This is a genomic window from Staphylococcus massiliensis CCUG 55927 (genome assembly GCF_000298075.1).
GTDB lineage: Bacteria > Bacillota > Bacilli > Staphylococcales > Staphylococcaceae > Staphylococcus > Staphylococcus massiliensis.
Genome location: NZ_JH815593.1, coordinates 352,161 through 371,930, shown reverse-complemented (window position 1 = coordinate 371,930; position 19,770 = coordinate 352,161). Strand labels below are relative to the sequence as shown.

16 protein-coding genes and 1 pseudogene are annotated in these 19,770 nt (G+C 35.9%); 6 read left to right on the top strand and 11 right to left on the bottom strand.

Going from position 1 to position 19,770, the window contains the following annotated elements; genetic code table 11:
* Positions 1–13: 13 nt before the first annotated feature.
* Both fur and A33S_RS0102225 read right to left on the bottom strand, forming a co-directional pair.
* Complete coding sequence (gene fur / locus A33S_RS0102230; protein WP_009382462.1) at positions 14–460, bottom strand: ferric iron uptake transcriptional regulator; 447 nt, start codon at positions 458–460, stop codon at positions 14–16.
* A 104-nt stretch (positions 461–564) separates the two neighbouring features.
* Positions 565–1,107 carry an NUDIX hydrolase gene (locus A33S_RS0102225; protein WP_009382464.1) on the bottom strand — a complete coding sequence of 181 codons (543 nt, stop codon included), beginning with the start codon at positions 1,105–1,107 and terminating at the stop codon, positions 565–567.
* A 90-nt stretch (positions 1,108–1,197) separates the two neighbouring features.
* Here A33S_RS0102225 and A33S_RS0102220 point away from each other — a divergent pair, with 90 nt between their 5' ends.
* Positions 1,198–2,106 carry an aldo/keto reductase gene (locus A33S_RS0102220; RefSeq protein WP_009382466.1) on the top strand — a complete coding sequence of 303 codons (909 nt, stop codon included), beginning with the start codon at positions 1,198–1,200 and terminating at the stop codon, positions 2,104–2,106.
* 805 nt (positions 2,107–2,911) lie between these two features.
* Here the strand turns inward: A33S_RS0102220 and A33S_RS0102210 are convergent.
* On the bottom strand, positions 2,912–3,937 hold the full coding sequence (locus tag A33S_RS0102210) for a bifunctional metallophosphatase/5'-nucleotidase (protein WP_009382467.1): 1,026 nt from the start codon (positions 3,935–3,937) through the stop codon (positions 2,912–2,914).
* Between the two features lie 88 nt (positions 3,938–4,025).
* Positions 4,026–4,793 carry an SDR family NAD(P)-dependent oxidoreductase gene (locus A33S_RS0102205; protein WP_009382469.1) on the bottom strand — a complete coding sequence of 256 codons (768 nt, stop codon included), beginning with the start codon at positions 4,791–4,793 and terminating at the stop codon, positions 4,026–4,028.
* An 81-nt stretch (positions 4,794–4,874) separates the two neighbouring features.
* Here A33S_RS0102205 and proC point away from each other — a divergent pair, with 81 nt between their 5' ends.
* Complete coding sequence (gene proC, locus A33S_RS0102200; protein ID WP_009382471.1) at positions 4,875–5,687, top strand: pyrroline-5-carboxylate reductase; 813 nt, start codon at positions 4,875–4,877, stop codon at positions 5,685–5,687.
* Between the two features lie 591 nt (positions 5,688–6,278).
* On the opposite strand, the gene rnz is transcribed toward proC, so the two are convergent.
* Positions 6,279–7,196, bottom strand: coding sequence for a ribonuclease Z (rnz, locus tag A33S_RS0102195; RefSeq protein WP_009382472.1), 918 nt, complete (start codon positions 7,194–7,196; stop codon positions 6,279–6,281).
* Positions 7,197–7,345: 149 nt separating this feature from the next.
* On the opposite strand from rnz, the gene zwf reads away from it, so the two are divergent.
* On the top strand, positions 7,346–8,830 hold the full coding sequence (zwf, locus tag A33S_RS0102190) for a glucose-6-phosphate dehydrogenase (RefSeq protein ID WP_009382473.1): 1,485 nt from the start codon (positions 7,346–7,348) through the stop codon (positions 8,828–8,830).
* A 137-nt stretch (positions 8,831–8,967) separates the two neighbouring features.
* Here the strand turns inward: zwf and A33S_RS12165 are convergent, their stop codons facing one another.
* Positions 8,968–9,144 carry a hypothetical protein gene (locus tag A33S_RS12165; RefSeq protein ID WP_017176505.1) on the bottom strand — a complete coding sequence of 59 codons (177 nt, stop codon included), beginning with the start codon at positions 9,142–9,144 and terminating at the stop codon, positions 8,968–8,970.
* Between the two features lie 335 nt (positions 9,145–9,479).
* Between A33S_RS12165 and A33S_RS0102180 the strand changes: the two genes are divergently transcribed.
* Positions 9,480–10,358: an AraC family transcriptional regulator gene (locus tag A33S_RS0102180; RefSeq protein ID WP_009382474.1), complete on the top strand. Its 879-nt coding sequence runs from the start codon at positions 9,480–9,482 to the stop codon at positions 10,356–10,358.
* 56 nt (positions 10,359–10,414) lie between these two features.
* Here A33S_RS0102180 and A33S_RS0102175 read toward each other — a convergent pair whose 3' ends face one another.
* Entirely contained in the window at positions 10,415–10,903 is a 489-nt protein-coding gene (locus A33S_RS0102175; RefSeq protein WP_009382475.1) for a TspO/MBR family protein, read from the bottom strand.
* A 360-nt stretch (positions 10,904–11,263) separates the two neighbouring features.
* Between A33S_RS0102175 and A33S_RS0102170 the strand changes: the two genes are divergently transcribed.
* Together A33S_RS0102170 and A33S_RS0102165 are read left to right on the top strand one after the other, a co-directional pair.
* Complete coding sequence (locus tag A33S_RS0102170) at positions 11,264–11,779, top strand: Panacea domain-containing protein (RefSeq protein WP_009382476.1); 516 nt, start codon at positions 11,264–11,266, stop codon at positions 11,777–11,779.
* Positions 11,769–12,164 (top strand): type II toxin-antitoxin system PemK/MazF family toxin, encoded by a 396-nt coding sequence (locus tag A33S_RS0102165; protein ID WP_009382478.1) that lies wholly within the window; start codon positions 11,769–11,771, stop codon positions 12,162–12,164. Before A33S_RS0102170 ends, A33S_RS0102165 begins: the two co-directional genes overlap by 11 nt.
* Positions 12,165–12,657: 493 nt before the next feature.
* Here A33S_RS0102165 and A33S_RS0102155 read toward each other — a convergent pair.
* From A33S_RS0102155 to A33S_RS0102135, 4 genes and pseudogenes are all read right to left on the bottom strand, one after another.
* Positions 12,658–13,731 (bottom strand): annotated as a pseudogene (locus A33S_RS0102155) (PDDEXK-like family protein); the annotation flags it as partial.
* Positions 13,732–13,912: 181 nt separating this feature from the next.
* The gene (locus tag A33S_RS0102145; protein ID WP_009382483.1) at positions 13,913–15,145 is read right to left on the bottom strand and encodes a restriction endonuclease subunit S; all 1,233 of its coding nucleotides are present in this window, start codon (positions 15,143–15,145) and stop codon (positions 13,913–13,915) included.
* The gene (locus tag A33S_RS0102140; protein ID WP_017176502.1) at positions 15,138–16,703 is read right to left on the bottom strand and encodes a type I restriction-modification system subunit M; all 1,566 of its coding nucleotides are present in this window, start codon (positions 16,701–16,703) and stop codon (positions 15,138–15,140) included. Before A33S_RS0102140 ends, A33S_RS0102145 begins: the two co-directional genes overlap by 8 nt.
* A gap of 111 nt (positions 16,704–16,814) precedes the next feature.
* Positions 16,815–19,592 (bottom strand): type I restriction endonuclease subunit R, encoded by a 2,778-nt coding sequence (locus A33S_RS0102135; protein ID WP_009382486.1) that lies wholly within the window; start codon positions 19,590–19,592, stop codon positions 16,815–16,817.
* Between the last annotated feature and the right edge of the window lie 178 nt (positions 19,593–19,770).

Genomic DNA, 19,770 nt, shown 5'->3' with positions numbered 1-19,770 from the left:
TCGCGTCTCTAAGTTACTTACCTTTTTGTTGACATGAATCACAGATGCCGTGAAATGTTAAACGATGGTCAATAATTTTAAAGTTAAAGTCTTTCTCTACTTTGTCTTCAACTTGAGGTAATAAATCTTCTTCTATTTCATCGACGCTGCCGCATTCCATGCATACTAAATGATGGTGGAAGTGCTTGGCACCTTCTTTTCTTAAATCGAATCTCGCGACGCCATCACCAAAGTTAATTTTATCAACCACTTTTAATTCCGCTAAAAGCTCTAATGTACGATATACTGTAGCAAGTCCAATTTCAGGGGCTTTATCTTTAACTTTAAGATAAACATCTTCAGCGCTTAAGTGGTCAGCCTCATTTTCAATTAATACAGTAACAGTCGCTTCACGTTGTGGTGTGAGTTTATATGATGATTGTTGTAATTGTTGCTTCACGCGATCTAAACGTTCTTCCACGGAAGCCTCACTCCTCTTCTAATGTTTATAATGATTCTCAATTAAATAATTTACATCTAATAAATTACCAGTTAATGAGAATTATTGCAACAAATCTCTGTCTTTTATTTATAATGATTATAATTTAATAAAAGGTATTGTAAAGCTATAATTGTCTTAGCGTCTTCAAACTCCTGGTTTTGTAAGGCTTCTTTTACTTTATCAATTGGAAGCGTGATATGTTCGACAAACTCATCATCATCTAAATCCACTTCACCTTTCGTTAAACCCTCTGCCATGTATATTGAGATTAATTCATTTGAAAAGCCCGGTGTGCCGTATGAATTTGCAATTAATGTTAGTGATTCTGCTTCATAGCCTGTTTCTTCCTTTAATTCGCGCTTCGCTGCGTCTTCACGATCTTCACCTTTTTCAAGCTTACCAGCAGGAATTTCGACTAAGGGCTTTTCAAGAGGTTTACGAAATTGCTTCACGAGAATAACCTCGTTATCCGCATTTAATGCACATACTGCCACTGCGCCATTGTGATACACGACTTCACGCTTTGATGTGTTACCGTTAGGCAGTTCGACCTCGTGTAACTCGACATCGATAATCTTTCCATTATAAATGACCTCTTTATTTAATGTAGGTTCATTGTTAGACATTTACATCACGTTCCCTTTTAATTAAGATTAGTTGTTTCATATGATAAACTGAATACATGTTAAGTAAATGATAACGAAAGGAGCTTGTCCATGCAAAAGAATACTTTAAAGAGCGGTATTGAGATTTCTGAGTTAGGCTTAGGTTGTATGAGTTTAGGTACTGGCAAAAAATATGCTACAGAAATTATCGAACGTGCCTTAGAACTCGGTATTACCTATTTTGATACCGCTGACATTTATGATAAAGGGATTAATGAAGAAATTGTCGGTGAAGCGTTGAAGCCGTACCAAGACCGCGACGATATCGTGATTGGTACGAAAGTCGGTAATCATCTTAAAGATAATGGCGAAACGTTTTGGGACCCTTCTAAAAAGTATATTAAAGAAAGCGTTAAAGGTTCTCTAAAACGTCTTCAACTCGATCACCTTGATTTATATCAACTACACGGTGGTACGATTGACGATCCGTTAGATGAAACGATTAGTGCTTTTGATGAATTGAAACAAGAAGGCTATGTGAAAGCTTATGGTATTTCGTCTATTCGCCCGAATGTGATTAACTACTACCTTGAACATAGCGATATTGAAACGTTAATGTCTCAATTCAACCTTATCGACAATCGCCCTGAATCACTGATGGACAAAGTTCATGCTAATGAAGTGAAAGTACTTGCACGCGGTCCTGTATTTAAAGGTCTTCTCACTGAGAAAAGCAACGACGTGCTAGACCGTAAATTTAAAGATGGTATTTTCGACTACGATTACGAAACGTTAGACGAAACAATTGCTTCTATTAAAGAGGTAGACCATAATTTATCTAGCTTGTCATTCAGCTACTTAAGATCGTTCAACGCTATGGGCTCTATCATTACAGGCGCTAGCTCAGTAGAACAAATCGAACAGAACGTTAAGCAATACGAAGACCTTGTTAAGGCAGATAAAGTTTTAGCTGCACGTAATCGTGTTAAAGACTTAGAGTATACGAATCACTTAGATTAATCAGGTTCAATGAGGAGCAAAGAAGCACGGCGCTTCTTTGGACTGCTTTGAGGGGCGGTCGTAGGTTTGCATGATTGTGGGATCTTGTAATTTTGGGGGCCGTCGGTTTATCACGTTTCATCTTTCTTGATAAACGGAGGGCGTCGGTTTATCACGTTTTCGCAGTCTTGATAAACGGAGGCCGTCGGTTTATCACGTTTCCGTTTTCTTGATAAACGGAGGCCGTTCATTTATCACGTTTTCTCTTTCTTGATAAACAGAGGCCGTTCATTTATCACGTTTCCGCTTTCTTGATAAACGGGGGCCGTCGGTTTATCACGTTTCGGTATTCTTGATAAACAGAGGCAGTTGGTTTATCACGTTTCATCTTTCTTGATAAACGGAGGGCGTCGGTTTATCACGTTTACGGAGTCTTGTAAATAAAGAGCCCTTTGATTTACACGTTTATGTAGTCTTGTAAATTTGGAGGCCTTTGATTTACACGTTTTCGAAGTCTTGTAAATTTAAAGCCCTTTCATTTACACGTTTCGAAAGTCTTGTAAATTTGAAGCCCTTTCATTTACACGTTTCGGAAGTCTTGTAAATTTAGACCCGTTTGATTTACATGTTTCTGTAGTCTTGTAATTTTAAACCCGCTATATTTACTCGTTCCAAAAATCTTGTAATTTCAAATTGAGATTATTTCATACAATCGCTTCTATTCTCTCAACCCCTACGACCGCCCGTCCCCCGCACCAACCAAAAAAGCTGCGGCAAGCAGCTTTTCACCGCTTACCACAGCAAGCCATACCATCCAAAGATTACCCTACGCAGCTTGACCTTGATCGTCTTTCATATCAGCGCGATATTCATCAATCATATGTTTAATCTTTGGATCAGCTTTGACATTCTCGATATCGTATAACTTATCCTTAGAATCTACAAGCTCTAGCTGTCCGTTCTTAACTTTATACGTTAAGTTCAGGCGACCTAGGTAATGTTCCTCTTCGCCACCGCCTTGTGTAATCGGTACGTTTTCATGACCGTTAGATTCATATTCAGCGCCGCCTTTAATCACTTTATGCGTATCGGCACCAAGTACAGCTGAAACACCAGGATGTTTCGCTAAGTCGTGGTCGCCTTTATTACCAACATGCGACAACACGATATTCGCATCAGATTTCTTACTTACTTCAGGCACTAATTTCTTAAGTGCTTTGGTAGGCTCGATGAAATCTAAATCCTTAACATCGTTCCACTTACGGTTCTCAGGTTTCATCGACGTTAACCCGATTACACCGATCTTAACGCCTTTCTTAAACGTATACGTATGATACGGGTCAGTCATCTTCATATAGTCATTCGTATCTTTATCAATCACGTTACCAAGTAGTAACGGGAAGTTCGCGTTCTTTTGATAATTCTTTAAGAATGCATCACGTTGTGCTGGGTCACCTGTACCGGCAGGATGTACGCGGAAATCATTATTACCGATTACTAAACCGTCATAACCCATCTTCTTCATAAGCTTCGTTTCAAGGTCCCCTTCAGCACTTTCGAACTCACCGCGTAAGAACAAGTCACCGCCATCAAGGACAAGCACGTTATCTTCTTGTTGCTTAACTTCCTTAATCTTCGTCGCGTACTTCGCAACATTGTTCTCATGCATCTTACCATTCTCAAGCTTCGTCGTATCATCCAAATGACCGTGCCAATCATTACTATGTAATACCGTTAGATGAAATGTTTCACCCTCTTTTAACTTCTCTGATGCGTCAGCTTGTTGTGGCACGAAACTAAGTACACTGAGCATCATCACGCATACCGCGATAACTTTCATAACACGTTGCATCAACGTCCACCTCTTTCTCTCTTTATGAGAATAGTATATCTGACCATTGTAAACACCATGTTAAGTCGCAATAAAGTCGTCGTGAAGGCTACTTATTCAGCTTCGATGTGAAAAGCCCTTTAAACTTAGTCTCGAAAAATGCCGGATTTAATTGATAAATCTTAAGCAATACATACATCCAACGTGGCGTATTAATCTCACGCTTCTTATGTTCAATACCATTGACAATACGCTTCGCAAGCTTGTCTTTATTCAACATAATCAGTTTAACTTTCTTTTGATAGTTTAAGGTCGGGTCGGCCTTTTCATGAAACTCAGTCTTAACTGGACCCGGGTTCACAACGAGCACGTGATAATTCGGTTCTTCTAAGCGAATCGTGTTTAACAGTTGATAAAACCCCGCCTTACTTGCACCGTAATGCGCTGCAGCGGGTTGAGACGAAAAGGCCGCCATACTTGATATGCCGACGATATGCGCATTAAATCTTAAATAAGGTTTGATAAGTTTATAAAGCACGGAAAAGCTGACTAAATTCAATTGATACGTTTGAACGGTTTCGTCTATCGTATGTGCTTCAATTGATTTAAAGTAGCCCATACCCGCACTGTAGATAAAACCGTCGTACGGGGCAAATTGTTCGAGCTCACCTGAAATTTCTTTAATGTATTCGATATCATTTAAATCGCAATGTATATAATTCACCTTTGAATAACCGTACGTTTCCTGAAGACATTGCGCCTTCTCAACATTGCGCACGATTAAGGTCACTTTCACACCTTTTTTTAAAAGGGCTTTTACGAGAGAGAGACCGATACCACTCGTTCCGCCGGTCACAATAAAGTGTTGTGAAACCATATTTATCACCTCATGACTAGTTTACTTCATGAAATATGTTAATATAAAGTAGAAAACTAAATTGAGGAAGTGAGATACCGTATGAAAATTGTATTCTATGGTGCTGGAAATATGGCACACGCGATTTTTACAGGAATTGTGAACTCAAATATTGTACCACCTGAAAATATCCTGTTAACGAATCGTTCGAATGAAGAACGCTTAAAGTCGTATAACAAGGAACTTGGTGTCAATTATAATTACGATAATGAGGAGCTATTAAAAGACGCTGACTATGTATTTTTAGGTACTAAGCCGCACGACTTTGATGGCTTAGCTGACAGAATCAGACCATATATCAACGATAACAATAAGTTTATCTCAATTATGGCTGGATTACCGATTTCTTACATTAGAGAACAACTTGGAACAAGTAATCCAATAGCTCGTATTATGCCAAACACAAACGCACACGTAGGTCACTCAGTTACAGGTATAAGTTTCTCAAATAACTTTGGCCCTACTTCAAAAGGCGAAGTACATGACTTAATCAACGCATTCGGTTCAGTTATGGAAGTAAATGAAGATTCACTTCACCAAGTTACTGCGATTACAGGTAGTGGTCCAGCGTTCTTATACCATGTATTCGAACAGTATGTGAAAGCTGGAACAAACTTAGGTTTAGAGAAATCAGAAGTTGAAGAATCAATCCGTAACTTAATCATCGGTACAAGTAAGATGATCGAACGTTCTGATTTAAGCATGGAACAATTACGTAAGAACATTACGTCTAAAGGTGGTACGACGCAAGCAGGTTTAAATGCGTTGTCAGACCATGATATTCAAGGCATCTTTGAGGATTGTTTAAAAGCCGCGGTAGACCGCAGCGTAGAATTATCAAATAACGACGAATAATATTGAGGTTGAGATGATTCTCAACGTCTTACACGGCCCAACTCATATAGAATGAGTTGGGTTGTTTTAATTGGGGCTAATTCATGCTGTCACTAGTTCAATTATAAACCCCGGCTTGCTTTGCTTGAGAATTTGCCAAGGCAAATTTCTGTGCCGGGGCCCCGCCCCTAGGAGTCAGCTGTTTGTGAATTGTTACAACTGAGCCATTAAACTTATATTTAAAACATATCCCGTTACCTTAGCTTGTTAGCATGCTTTCCTGTATAGCCCAACTCAAACTTTAGTTTGTTAGTTGGGCTTACAAAGAAGCTATTGCTTCTTTGTTCCGCGCTTAATCAGCGTCGTCCTAGCTTAGCTCATAAACCCCGGCTTGCATAGCTTGTTAATTTGCTTACGCATAAAGCTCAACCCGAATTTTTAATTCGTTGGTTGAACTTACAAAGAAGCTAAGTCTTCTTTGTTCTTTGAGATGTGCCGGAGCCCCGCCCAACTTATCCACATAAAAAATAGCCGTGGCAACCTCGCCGCGGCTATCATTATATAAATATTCATACGCGCTAATCCTAAACAAGCGCCACACAATGACTTCTATTAAAACGTATACGCATCGAAATCTTTTACGAATCTAAAATCATGACTAAAGCCAGCCTTCAACTCAGCTTCAATCTCTTCAACATCTTCAATCGTGTAGCGATTACTGATATGCGTTAAGCAACTGTACTTAACATCATTGCGCTGCATTAATTCAAATACATCATCAATATGACTATGATGATAATTCTGCGCTAACGTTTTATCACCATCTAAGAACGTCGCTTCATGAACCATTACGTCCGCGTTCTCTACAAGCACATCCTCATTCGAACACGGTTTCGTATCACCAAGCACACTAATAACCGGCCCCTTTTTCGAAGGACCACGGAAATCTCTTGAATGATAAATTTCACCATTATATGAGAACGTATCCTCTGACTTAACCTGTTGATACAACGGACCAGGTTCCATACCAATCTCACGTAATTTCTCAACGTCTAACTTACCTACCGTACTAGGCGCTTCAATTCTAAAGCCGTACGATGGAATACCATGATTCAATATCTTCGCCGTAACTTGAAACTCATTAATCACAAGGTCCATCTCGTGATCAAGCTCAATCACATCAATCGGATAATTTAAATGCGACTGTGATAACTTCAAGTTCATCTCGACGAACGATTTAATGCCTTTAGGCCCAATAATGGTTAATGGCTTATCTTCACCGCCTTGGAACGAGCGGCTTGTAAGCACACCAGGTAATCCAAATATATGGTCACCATGCATATGCGTGATAAAGATATGACTCACCTTACCGAGCTTTATCGAATGATGTAGAATCTGATGTTGCGTTGCTTCACCGACATCAAATAACCATACATCAGACTGGTAAGGATCAAGTTTTAATGCGACAGATTGGGTGTTACGCTCTTTCGTTGGTAATCCCGCACTTGTTCCGAAAAATACTAATTCCATGTAAGTGCCTCCCTTAACGTCATCTTATCACATCAACACTTTAAAAAGATAATACAATTCGATTAAAATTTAAAGCAAAGTATATGCTTATCCCCTATACTTGTTCTATAATAAGTAAAGATATTTATTTAGAATTGAGGTTTTAAATCTTGAATAAAATTGATAAGCAAATTCCATGTTTGATTACCATTTTTGGTGCGACTGGTGATTTAAGTCATAGAAAGCTTTTTCCATCTTTATTCCATTTATTCCAACAAGATAATTTAGACAGCCACGTTGCCATTATCGGAATCGGAAGAAGATCATTAACAAACGATGAATTTCGTACTCAAGTAAAAGAATCAATTCAAGCCCATGTCGCAGATACAAAACACTTAGACAAATTTATGTTACACGTGTTTTATCAACCTCATGACGTGAATGATGAAGAAAGCTACGAGAACTTACTTGAGTTAAGTTTAAAGCTCGATCATGAATTCGAACTTGAAGGCAATCGTATGTTTTATTTAGCGATGGCACCTCAGTTCTTTGGAACCGTTACAGATTTCTTAAAGTCTTCAGGTTTAACTGAAACGAAAGGCTTTAAGCGTCTCGTCATTGAAAAGCCCTTCGGCAGTGATTTAGCATCTGCAGAAGAGTTAAACGAACAAATTAGACGTTCCTTCCAAGAAGAAGAAATCTACCGTATCGACCACTACTTAGGTAAAGATATGGTACAAAACATCGAGGTTCTACGTTTTAGTAACGCCATGTTTGAACCTTTATGGAATAATAAATACATCTCAAACATTCAAGTAACCTCTTCAGAAGTACTCGGCGTTGAAGATCGTGGTGGTTACTACGAATCAAGCGGTGCTTTAAAAGACATGGTCCAAAACCATATGCTTCAAATGGTTGCACTACTCGCAATGGAGCCACCTATTAGCCTAGAAAGTGAAGATATTCGTTCTGAAAAGGTCAAAGTCCTTAAGTCACTTCACCTTCTAAAACCAGAAGACGTACAACGTAACTTCGTACGTGGACAATATGATAAAGGTAAGATTCAAGGCCAAGAAGTCAAAGGCTATCGTGACGAAGACCGTGTCGACGAAAACTCTAAGACACCTACGTTCGTTTCAGGTAAAGTAATGATCGATAACTTCAGATGGGCTGGCGTACCGTTTTACATCCGTACAGGTAAACGCATGAAACGTAAGTCGATTCAAGTTGTCGTAGAATATAAAGAAGTACCAATGAACTTATATTACGAACGTGATAAACATTTAGATTCCAATCTACTTGTGATTAATATCCAACCAAATGAAGGTGTGTCATTCCACCTAAACGGTAAGAAATACGTTCAAGGTATCGAAACAGAACCAGTACAACTTTCTTACTCAATGAGTGCTCATGATAAGATGAATACTGTAGATGCGTATGAAAACTTATTGTTCGACTGCCTTAAAGGCGATGCGACAAACTTTACGCATTGGGAAGAATTAAAAGCAACATGGAAATTCATTGATATCATTCAAGAAGAATGGGAACACACAGAACCTGAATTCCCTAACTACGAAGCAGGTTCAAACGGCCCACTTGAAAGTGACCTACTCCTAAGCCGTGATGGGTTCCAATGGTGGGACGACATTCAATAAACATCAATATAATATTAGATTTTATAAACGCTGGCTGATTGTATACGACTACAATCGCCAGTTTTTTATGCACGCATTAAAAAGGCCGTGCCCTTATCAAGACACGGTCAGTTAACTATTTGCTCAATTGTAATGCGTCATTGAGGTGGTATAAAGAGCATATACAGTACTAATGTTAACAGGCCACCTAATAACCCAGCCACAAGTACTTGAAGCCAGAATCTTTTATTGCTTTTGAAAAAGCCCTTCGTAACATAGAAACTAATTAGAACACTAATAACTACGATTAACATCGTTAAAAACGTCGTATTCAAGCTTCTTCACTCCCTTCAGAGCGTTTAGGTTAATAAATCTACACTATCAAATTACCATATGAATGATTAAAATTTTTCAAAAGTTCTTAAGTGTCGTATTTAGTACCCTTAGTGTTCGATAGTATTACTATAAAAACGACTCAAGAAACATGTGTATATTTAAAGGGCTTTTCAGAGAGGAAGAAGCAATGAAACGAACAACCGATAATTTTTGACTTATGAAACGCTTTTATATATACTTTCCAAATATATGAATTGAACGAGAACCATTCAACGTGTAATTCAAATCAATTTAGTGTAAACTTAATGCGAGTTAGATTTTAGGAGTGAACATTTTGAACGTTATCAATCAACTTCAGCAAGCGATTGTGTATATTGAAGATCGTTTGTTAGAGCCTTTCGATTTACAAGAACTCAGTGATTACGTTGGTCTTTCACCCTATCACTTAGAACAAGCATTTAAAATGATACTCGGGCTATCACCTAAGGATTATCATTACGCTCGAAAAATGACTGTAGCAGCACACGAAATTTTACATACAAGTGGTAGATTAATTGATTTAGCTAAACGCTTTGGTTACCCAGATATGAACCAATTCGCGCATGACTTTAGTTCACATCATGACATTTCACCAATCCAAGTTAAAACCAAACAAGACCGATTAAATATACAGAAACGTTTATATATTAAATTATCTGCAACTGAAAAGAAACCCTACCGCTATAAACTTGAAAACTTAAGCGATATCTCACTTGTAGGTCAATCGAGATTCGTCCCTACTGATGATTTAAGTCAGCACTTTTTGATTCCTGACTTTCTCGAAGACTTAAGTTTGAGCGGTGATTTAGACGACATTATTAAATATAACGATTGTAGCCCGCACGAGTTGTTCGTTGTCAGTTGCCCATTAGATAATGGTTTAGAATTATTTATTGGCGTACCTAGTGAACGCTATCCCGATCATTTAGAAAGTCGTCTACTTCCAGAGCGACACTATGCGATGTTCAATTTAGAAGGTGAAATTGATTACGTGACCACTGAAGCATGGCATTATATCGAGACACGATTAGAGCTTAATTTACCTTACGAACGTGATAGCTTATATGTCGAAGTCTACCCACTTGATCTATCATTCGACCACCCTTACACCAAAGCCCAATTATGGGTACCAATTCAAAAGGACAATTTAGGTATGGATGAGGATATTATTTAAATAGAAGGATTATTAAATGTGAAACGCCCTACTACATGTGTAGTAAGGCGTTTTCTTTAGATATCGTTACTATAGTTAGGATTGTCTTTGTTTAAGATCCAATTACCTGTTGTAAGGTAACTTGCGTACGCACTCCATACAACGTATGGTAATAGCAACATGCCAATGATTGGTCGCTTTTTAATGACTACGACAGTTTGAACAACTACCGCTATTAATAGTAGGAAACTATCGATTAAGGCTGTAAATCTTAACTTCCATTTGAAGTAAAGTAACGTCCATGAGAAATTAAGAATAAGTTGTGTGCAATGTGTGACCATTACATCAAGTGAGTCCTTATCTTTCTTGCGAATAGCCATATACACGAAACCCATAATGAGATAAAGTATCGACCATACGATTGGAAATGCGATTTTAGGTGGCGCAAAGGGAGGCTTCTTAAAATCTTCATAGTCTTGTTTCGTTTCATTAGCGATAACTTTACCTATGATATTACCACCTACAAATGGTAGAAATAACCTAACTAGATCTTTAACGATCTTCATTTTAACACTTCCTATGTCTTTTATAGTACAATACCCTATTGAGCATGGAAATAATGTTAAAAGTATAAAATAATATTTAAAAGTTAGGAAATTTAATTAGCTTTGAGTTGATTTTTAGTAGTGATATGTAATATAATTCATTTATATAAAACACCTAGTCTCTTTGACCTTGATCTAGGTGTTAGAGTTTAGAACATATGGAACCGTGAAATTCGCTGATATGTTTACCAACAACTATTTAGTCATTATGTTGCTGCATAATGGCTATTTTTTTACGATTAAAATTTATTAAGTTTTTTAATAGATTTTTTATCATATTGTACGTGTTATATTGTATTATATAGTTGAGGAGGGATATGCATGGAACGCACTTATGAAATTTTACAAGCACTCGTTAAAGCACATGAACGTATAACCGGTGAAAGTTTAATCGGTGATGAAATGAAAGCCCACAAACTTATGTATTTCGCCCAAAAAACATCATTAGTATTGACTGGTGAAACACTATTTAACGAGAAGTTTGAAGGATGGGTTTACGGTCCTGTATTACCTTCACTTAGAAATATATTTAAGCATTTTAAAGAGGAAGAGTTTAGTGATTTTAAATTAAATGCTACAGAAACATACATTATTGATAACACCGTTCACACATATGGTAAATACGATTCTTATACGCTAAGCAAAATGTCTCATGAAGAATTATCATGGAAGAATAGCAGGAAAGGTATGAGAACCAACCAACGTGGGTATTACTCACTCAAAATAGATGATATAAGAAAAGACGCTGAAAATATGAGAATTTATGATCATTTATACGATATGTATTTAGATGAGTTTGACGATATTGATGAAGAGGAATTTAGATGTGTGGAATGATGCTTCAGATTATATAGGTATTATCGCCATAACGCGATTACCATACTACAACATTAAAGATAAAAAAATAGCATATAAAGCTAGACCAGTTTTAATTATTGGTGCTGAATTAAAAACTTTACCATGTGATTTTACTGTCTTGCCCCTTTCTTCGATTTCAGATAAATCTAAAATTAGTCTTGAATTCGATTATGAGATAAGTTCTAAAGATTGTAGAAAGTATAACTTAAAAAATAACCTTTCTTTTATACGAACTCATAAACCTACAACAATTAACAGTCGAGACGTACATAATAAGGTTATCTGTAATTTAAGATTATTAGACTACCAAACTTATCTTATAATAGAACAAAAATATCATAAATTTAGTAAAACGCTCTTCTAAATATAAAGCCCTACAACCTTAATTAGTTGTAGGGCTTAAATCATAACTTAATTCAGACTTATAATTTTTTATTAAATTAGTTTATTATTTAGAACTGTCATGGTTTTAACCTTATAAGTAGTATTACTTTAAATCAATCTTGTGTCATAACTATAACTTTAACTTGATTCATAGCTTTCCTCAATATAAACTTTGGCTTTTTCAAGTTCATTATCATTACTAATTCTAATCTCAAAATTACCTGTTCCTTAATGCCCTATATCTGTCACGTCACTACTAAAAACCTCTATAAACTCAGCACTGTCTAACTTAACTTTTAAATATAAAGCTAAAACGCTTTTTTTAGAAAGACCTAAACGCTCACAAAGTTTTTAATAAGTTTGAAGGCATTATAGAATTTTAATTCTTTTAGTCGGACATCATCGTCCAATGACATTAAATTTTGCATAAGTCTGTCATAGAGTTCTTTAATATCCCCCATGTGAATTAACTCCTATAGCGTGTCATCTTTAAACCCATTAATAATTTTCTCTTCAATCCTAGGAAGTTCATTCTCAATAAATTTAACAAATTTATCCGTCACAAAACTTATAAGGTTGTGATGGTCTTCACCATTAAGTTCATTATTAGTTGCTAAATTTTTAGTATATAAATTTGTAAAAGATTGGGATAATTTACGTTGATTTCTAAAAATACGTGAATTCTCACTTGTGATATGATGTATTTTTTCTCTTAATTCAGTTTCTCCAGGACCTAATTCTAAATGTAAACTTACTCTATTAGGAAAATTTTTAATCTCAAATAATAATGGGCGCTGAGTTGATGTCCATCTTTGCACAGTTTGATATTCCTTTAATAAATCATCTAACGTATTTGTAGTAAATCTAATATATGATTTATTGCAATCATCCATTATGATATGTTCATTTTCTTTGATAATTTCAGTGAGTTCGTGATTGATATCACTATTTATATCAGGCTTATATTCATATATTAAATCTAAAGCATCTTTATGTTTAAAATAGATTTCTCTACATATTTTTTCAAGTTTCGTATCAGTCAAAATATGCCTCCTTAAAATATCTAAGTACTGAGATAAAAAGTCTTTAACCTTTGAATCAAGTGAAAGATCGTTTTGAAGAATACTATCAATAGCATGTATAATATCGGCATAAGACATATTTACCCATTCATCGGGGATAGAACTTAAATCACCCTCAGGTGTAAGATAAACCTTAAATACTTGATAATTCTCAAATTCATGGTTAAGTACTTGAGTATAACGTTCTAATTGACCTTCAGATTCGGTACTATAAACTTTATTCTCGATAGCAACAATGATCTTATTGGTCTCTGATATAAGCAATAAATCAATGTGTTCCCATTCTCTTCTAACCTTTAAGTCACTATTATCAGCTATTAGTAGTTCTAAATAGTTAAAATTATCTAGTTCATTCAATGTAATGTCTACATATATATGCAGAAATTTCTTCATAAACGAATCCCGTAGATTGTGATTTTCGTATGGACTAAATAACCAAGCAAGCACGTTACTGTGACGAATCTCCGTATTTACTACACCTAATACCTAAAATGCATTAAAGTTTTTCGTATAGTGGTTTAAGTTGTCTAAAATAGCGATATCTTTCATAAACTTTAGTAATGATATTTCTTTTTCTGTCATATTTTCACTTCTTTAAAAGATTAAATTTGTATAGCATTGTATTTATTTAATCATATAATGATTATTAAATAAACATTTTTTGCAAAAGACCTTGTTTTTGTTGTCTAAGTAAATTAACTTTTTTTTCTTTAAGATTGATTAGATTATCTACTTTGCTTAGAAGATTACCAATATAAGCTTGTTCCTCTAGTGACGGCAATATTATTAGGATACTTTTAATAATTTTTGCTGATAAATTTCCTTGTCCACCCTGTAAAAAAGTCTTGATAATATGATTTTTTTTGTATTTCAAATAGTAGTATAAATAAGAAGGGTATTCATCAGTTCGTATGCATAAGATTGCTTGGTTAATTGCACCATCGATTTTACTTATCGCCACTTCCCCACTGGTAGCTCCATATAATGCGTATAAAATATCGCCTTCTTTTATCATTTTAGCCGAAGAATTTTGTAATGCTTTTTCACTTATTTTAAGTTCAGTTGAAATTTCACCAATTTCTCCAGATCTAATGAATGGAATTGTACCATTATAGAAACTTTTGTTTATAGAACTTGGGGTTCCTCCACTATATGTCAATGCTACATCGCTTAATTTCTTCTCTTCCCACTCAGGATAATCATTCCCATTTTCATCTTTAAATCGTAGCTTTTGGGAGAAGATTTGTTGCATGTACCCTTTCTTCTGTAGTTCAAGTAACTCAAGTTTTTTCTCTTCAAGTTCGATTAAGTGGTCGAGTTTGCTAAAAAAATTACCAAGTATATGTTGTTCTTTATGTTGTTTAGGATACATGTATTTCATATTACTTATAGCTTGTCCAGAAGTTAATGCTCTCGTAGTCATAGAACTTTTTATCATCATTTCTTTTCTAAACAAGTTCGTAATAAAAACATATTTTTTAAATAAATCACTGGATAGATTGCAATTATCTTTTGGTCTAGCTCTCAATACAAATCCACTAAAAACCGTACTACCCATGTCTGACATTGCTACAGCTGGCAGACCTATTTCTTCTATAACTTCACTTGTTCTAGTAAAAAAAACATCACCTTGTCTAACAGAAAAGTTTTTGATTTCAGATAAACTAGCTTCTACCCTTCCCTCTAAATTATCGAAATAGATAGCTCTATTATTATATACGTCTTTAAAGTTTATTATTGGTATACCATGTCCAAAATATTCCTTACCTTTATTAATCCCATTTTTAAAAGTAAAATTGTCACCTACTAAACCCTCTTCCCATTCATTTTTAAATCCTGGAAATCGTAGTTCTGGAACTTTTCTTTTATCGTTAGTCATGGTTAGCGACTCCTAATTCTTTTAAGTAACCTTGTATTTCTTTCTCGACTTCAGCGATTTCTTTTTCAATATCTTTAAGTTCTTGTTGAACTTTATTGAGATCCACTGGTTCTTCTTCTTCGAATGTATCAACATAGCGTGGTATATTTAAGTTGAAGTCGTTTTCTTCGATTTCTTGTAAAGTGGCGTTGTAACTAAATTTATCGATAGCTTCTCTATTGCGATATGTGTCAACTATTTTATCGACATCTTCATCAGTAATGTGGTTTTGATTTTTGCCCTTCTCGAACGACTGAGAGGCATCAATAAATAATACATCATCTTCTGATTTACGACATTTTTTAAATACTAAGATACATGTAGGAATACTCGTACCGTAAAAAAGGTTCGCAGGTAATCCGATTACCGCATCTAAATAGTTTTTCTGTTCAATCATATAACGACGAATAGTTCCTTCTGCTGCCCCACGGAATAAGACACCATGAGGTAAAACAACAGCCATTGTGCCATTATCATCAAGGTAATGAATCATATGTTGAATGAACGCAAAGTCAGCCTTAGATTTTGGCGCGAGTTTGCTATAATTACTGAAACGTTCATCATCTAGGAATTTAGAATCAGCACTCCACTTGGCACTGTATGGTGGGTTTGCGACAACCGCTTCAAACTTCTTACCTTCAAATGCCGGTTGTTCAAGTGTATCTCCATTCTCTATAGAGAAGCGTGTATAGTTCACATCGTGCAGTAACATATTCATACGTGCTAAGTTATATGTCGTATTATTGTATTCTTGACCGTAATATTCACGTACATTTGCTTCACGACCTATGCGTAATAATAATGATGCTGAACCACACGTAGGGTCGTAAACATGACGTAAATCCGTTTTATCAGTCGTTACAATTTTAGATAAAATTTTAGACACTTGTTGTGGTGTATAGAATTCGCCAGCTTTCTTACCAGCGTTTGCCGCAAATTGACCGATTAAGTACTCATAAGCATCGCCTAACATATCAATTTCTACATCGCCATCATTAAACGGTAATGTTGATAAATTCATCATAACTTTAGAAATAAGCTTCGTGCGTGTGGCGTTAGTATTACCTAAGCGCGTAGAATTTAAGTCCATATCTTCGAATAAATGATAGAAGTCTTCTTCACTTTCTTCACCTTTAGTTGACTCCTCTATCTTATTTACTGCACGGTGAAGATCTTCTATTTCGAAAGTTTGGTGTTCGATCTTTGTAATTAAATGACCAAATAAGTCTTGAGGCTCTACAACGAAGCCAATACGTTTGATGAGTTCTTCTTCGATTGCCTCTCGATACTCAGGGTTCTCCCACGCTTCTTCGTAAGAGATACCATCGTCTTCATCATCGTTTAACATGCGTTCCACTTGTCGTTCCGTTTTCTCAGAAAGGTAACGATAGAAGATTAATCCTAAGATATAGTTTCTAAATTCACTTGCATCCATGTTCCCACGCAGATCATTCGCGATACTCCATAATTTCTTCTGAAGTTCTGCCTGTTGCATGCGTTGTTTTTCAGTTATAGACACCTGTATTTCCTCCCGTTGAACGACGAAGCCGTGTTTTCTATGTCTCTAACGGGTTCATTGTTCACTTCTTAATAATGCTTTTCATAAAGTGATAGTAATAAAAGCTATCTTCTAACCACTTAATCCATATTTAATTGCGACTTCTTTAATGAAGTTCGTTATTTTATCAATCTTCTTTCTGCGTTTAATAAAACTTCCTTTAAGCTTTGAATCAACTTGATTACGGTTGATGTTACCGCTAAATTCGTACTCGTCTAATAGCGACGTCAGTTCACGTTGTGAGAAATCTGTGTCCGTTGCGAAGTCGTGAATTTCTTGAACTTTAGCTTGCTCTTCAAAGTTAAGGTAAGCTTCATTCATATCTGTTCCAACTTCAAGTTGAGGGACAACTTCATCTATAAACTCTCGAATTAAGTCAGCCTTAAGGCGAACTTGATCATCGATTGCTTTCTTAAGCATGTTATGAATTTGCTTACGCTGTTCATCGCGCTCGACTATATCCCTTAAATTAATATCTTGAATGAGGTCGAGTATGTACTGAACATTTATGACGTCGTTGTGTAACATCTCTATCTTGAAATCAATGTCTTCAAGTATAGATACCGCATCTGAATCTCGGCGCTTGATCACGCGGTCGTAAATATGTTGATACTTACCTTTATAATCTTGAATGTCTTGTTCTGAAATACCTAGATCACGAGCCTGGTAGTCATCTCTCATCTTAAGTCGCTCAAGCAAACCTAGCATTCTTCTATAAGTTAAGACAAAGTCCTTTTGTTCTTCCTCACCTTCTAGTAAGTCAACGGACTCTGGTGTCGGCGCAATTAAGTTTAATTGATCAACTAAGTCTTTAAACTCGTTTAAAACATCTTGATATTGAGGTTCAAGAACTAAATCCGTATTATCGGTTTGTGAAAAGATTTCAATAGCTTCGTCCGTACGCGCCTTTAAGTTTCGATAACATACGATATTGCCATAAGGCTTCGTTTCCTTTTCGACCCGATTTATACGTGAATAAGCTTGAATAAGCTCATGGAATTGAAGTTTTTTATCTACATAAAGGGTATTGAGTTTACGACTATCGAAGCCAGTTAAAAACATGTTAACGACGATAAGGATATCAATTTTTTGACCAGGGATTACTTCTCGCATGCGTTTCGATACATCTTTAAAGTAACTATCCGTATTCTCTGTCGAGTGATTCGTATCGAAGATGAGGTTGTAGTCCTGCATGACCCTTTCTAAAGCATCACGTGTTGCTTCTCGGTCGTCTTCTTTAACATCCTCATTTGGTCTTAATGAAAATATCGTTGTAACATTTAAATCATGTAACCCTTGCGCCTTAGCTTGACTAAAAAGATTATAGTATTTTAACGCCATAGGGATACTTTGGACCGCTAAGATACTTGTATACTTTCGGTTTACAGTTTTATTGTCATAATGATCTACAATATGACGCATAATTTGACTCAAACGTTCATCAGCCATCCAAACTTCTTCTGTATTGATCTTATCTGCAGTTTCGCTCTCATCGAGTTCATCCTTAACGTCAAGTGTATTCATGTAATCTATAGAGAAACCTAATACGTTACCATCTCGAATCGCATCCTTGATTAAGTACGTATGCAAGCAGCGTCCAAATATATCTGACGTTGCACGCCCGTCATTACTCTTATTCTCTTCAAATCGCGGAGTACCTGTAAACCCGAAGTATTGCGCATTCTTAAATTGTTTACGTATTAAGCGATGCATCTCACCGAATTGAGAACGATGGCATTCGTCTATAATGAATATCACTTTATCGTTTTCATAGCGTTTTAGAATATCGTCACCGCTTTTAATCGCATGTGATATTTTTTGAATCGTATTGATAAGCAATTTTTGAGACGGATTTGCTAATTGCTCGAGTAATTTCTTCGTATTCTCAGTATCGTCTACCGAATCAGCTTGAAACTTATTAAATTCTCTTAATGTTTGGTCATCTAAATCATTACGGTCGACTAAAAAGATGACTTTCTTAATATCTGGTTCTTCAGCAAGTACTTGGCTTGATTTAAAAGACGTTAGTGTTTTACCGCTCCCAGTTGTATGCCAAATATAACCATTGTTGTTTGTTTCAAGCGCTTGATTAATCAATGCCTCAACTGCATAAACTTGATACGGACGAAGTGCCATCAGTATACGATCAGCTTCGTTAACGATCATGTAACGACTTATCATTTTAGCGAGCTTACATGGCGATAAGAAAGCATCTATGAAATCTTTTAAGTGATTAATACGTTTATTGGCTTCGTCACTCCAATAAAACATAAAACCTTTAAGAAGTTCTTTATCACTATTTGCAAAGTAACGCGTTTTCATTTTATTACTAATGACGAAGAGTTGTATGTATCGGAATAAACCTGTGAAACTTTGTTTGTGGTATCGCTTCACTTGGTTAAACGCTTCAGTAATAGCAACACCACTACGTTTAAGCTCAATTTGCACGAGCGGTAGACCATTAATCAGGATTGTCACGTCATAGCGACTGCGATAGTCTTTGCGATCGTTCACTTGGTTTGCGACTTGAAACGTGTTCTTGCACCACTTCTGTTTATTTAAGAAGTCGAGGTAAACGATAGATTCATCGTCACGCTTTAAGACGTACTTGTCTCGCAAAATCAATGCACTATCGAATACACTTTTACCGTTTATATCAAGCATTAATCGTTCAAATTCTTTGTCAGATAAAGGTTTACCATCGAGTTTATCACGGTGTCTATCATTAATAATTTGACGAAAATTAGCTTCTAAAGTTTGTTTATTATGGATGTTCACGCGTTCATAGCCGATTTCACTCAAACGCTGTAATACATCATTTTCAAGTTGTAATTCGCTTTGATATGCCATACCGCCACCCCATAAAATAAAAGTTAAAATCATAAATCTTACATTTACGACAATTATATTTATATTTATATTCAGTATAGCTAAATTGTGTTTAAGTTTATATAAAAATATAAAGCTTCTTAGAATTTAAATGAATTTATGCAGATAGTATATAAAGTAGCTTGAAGCTTGATAATTA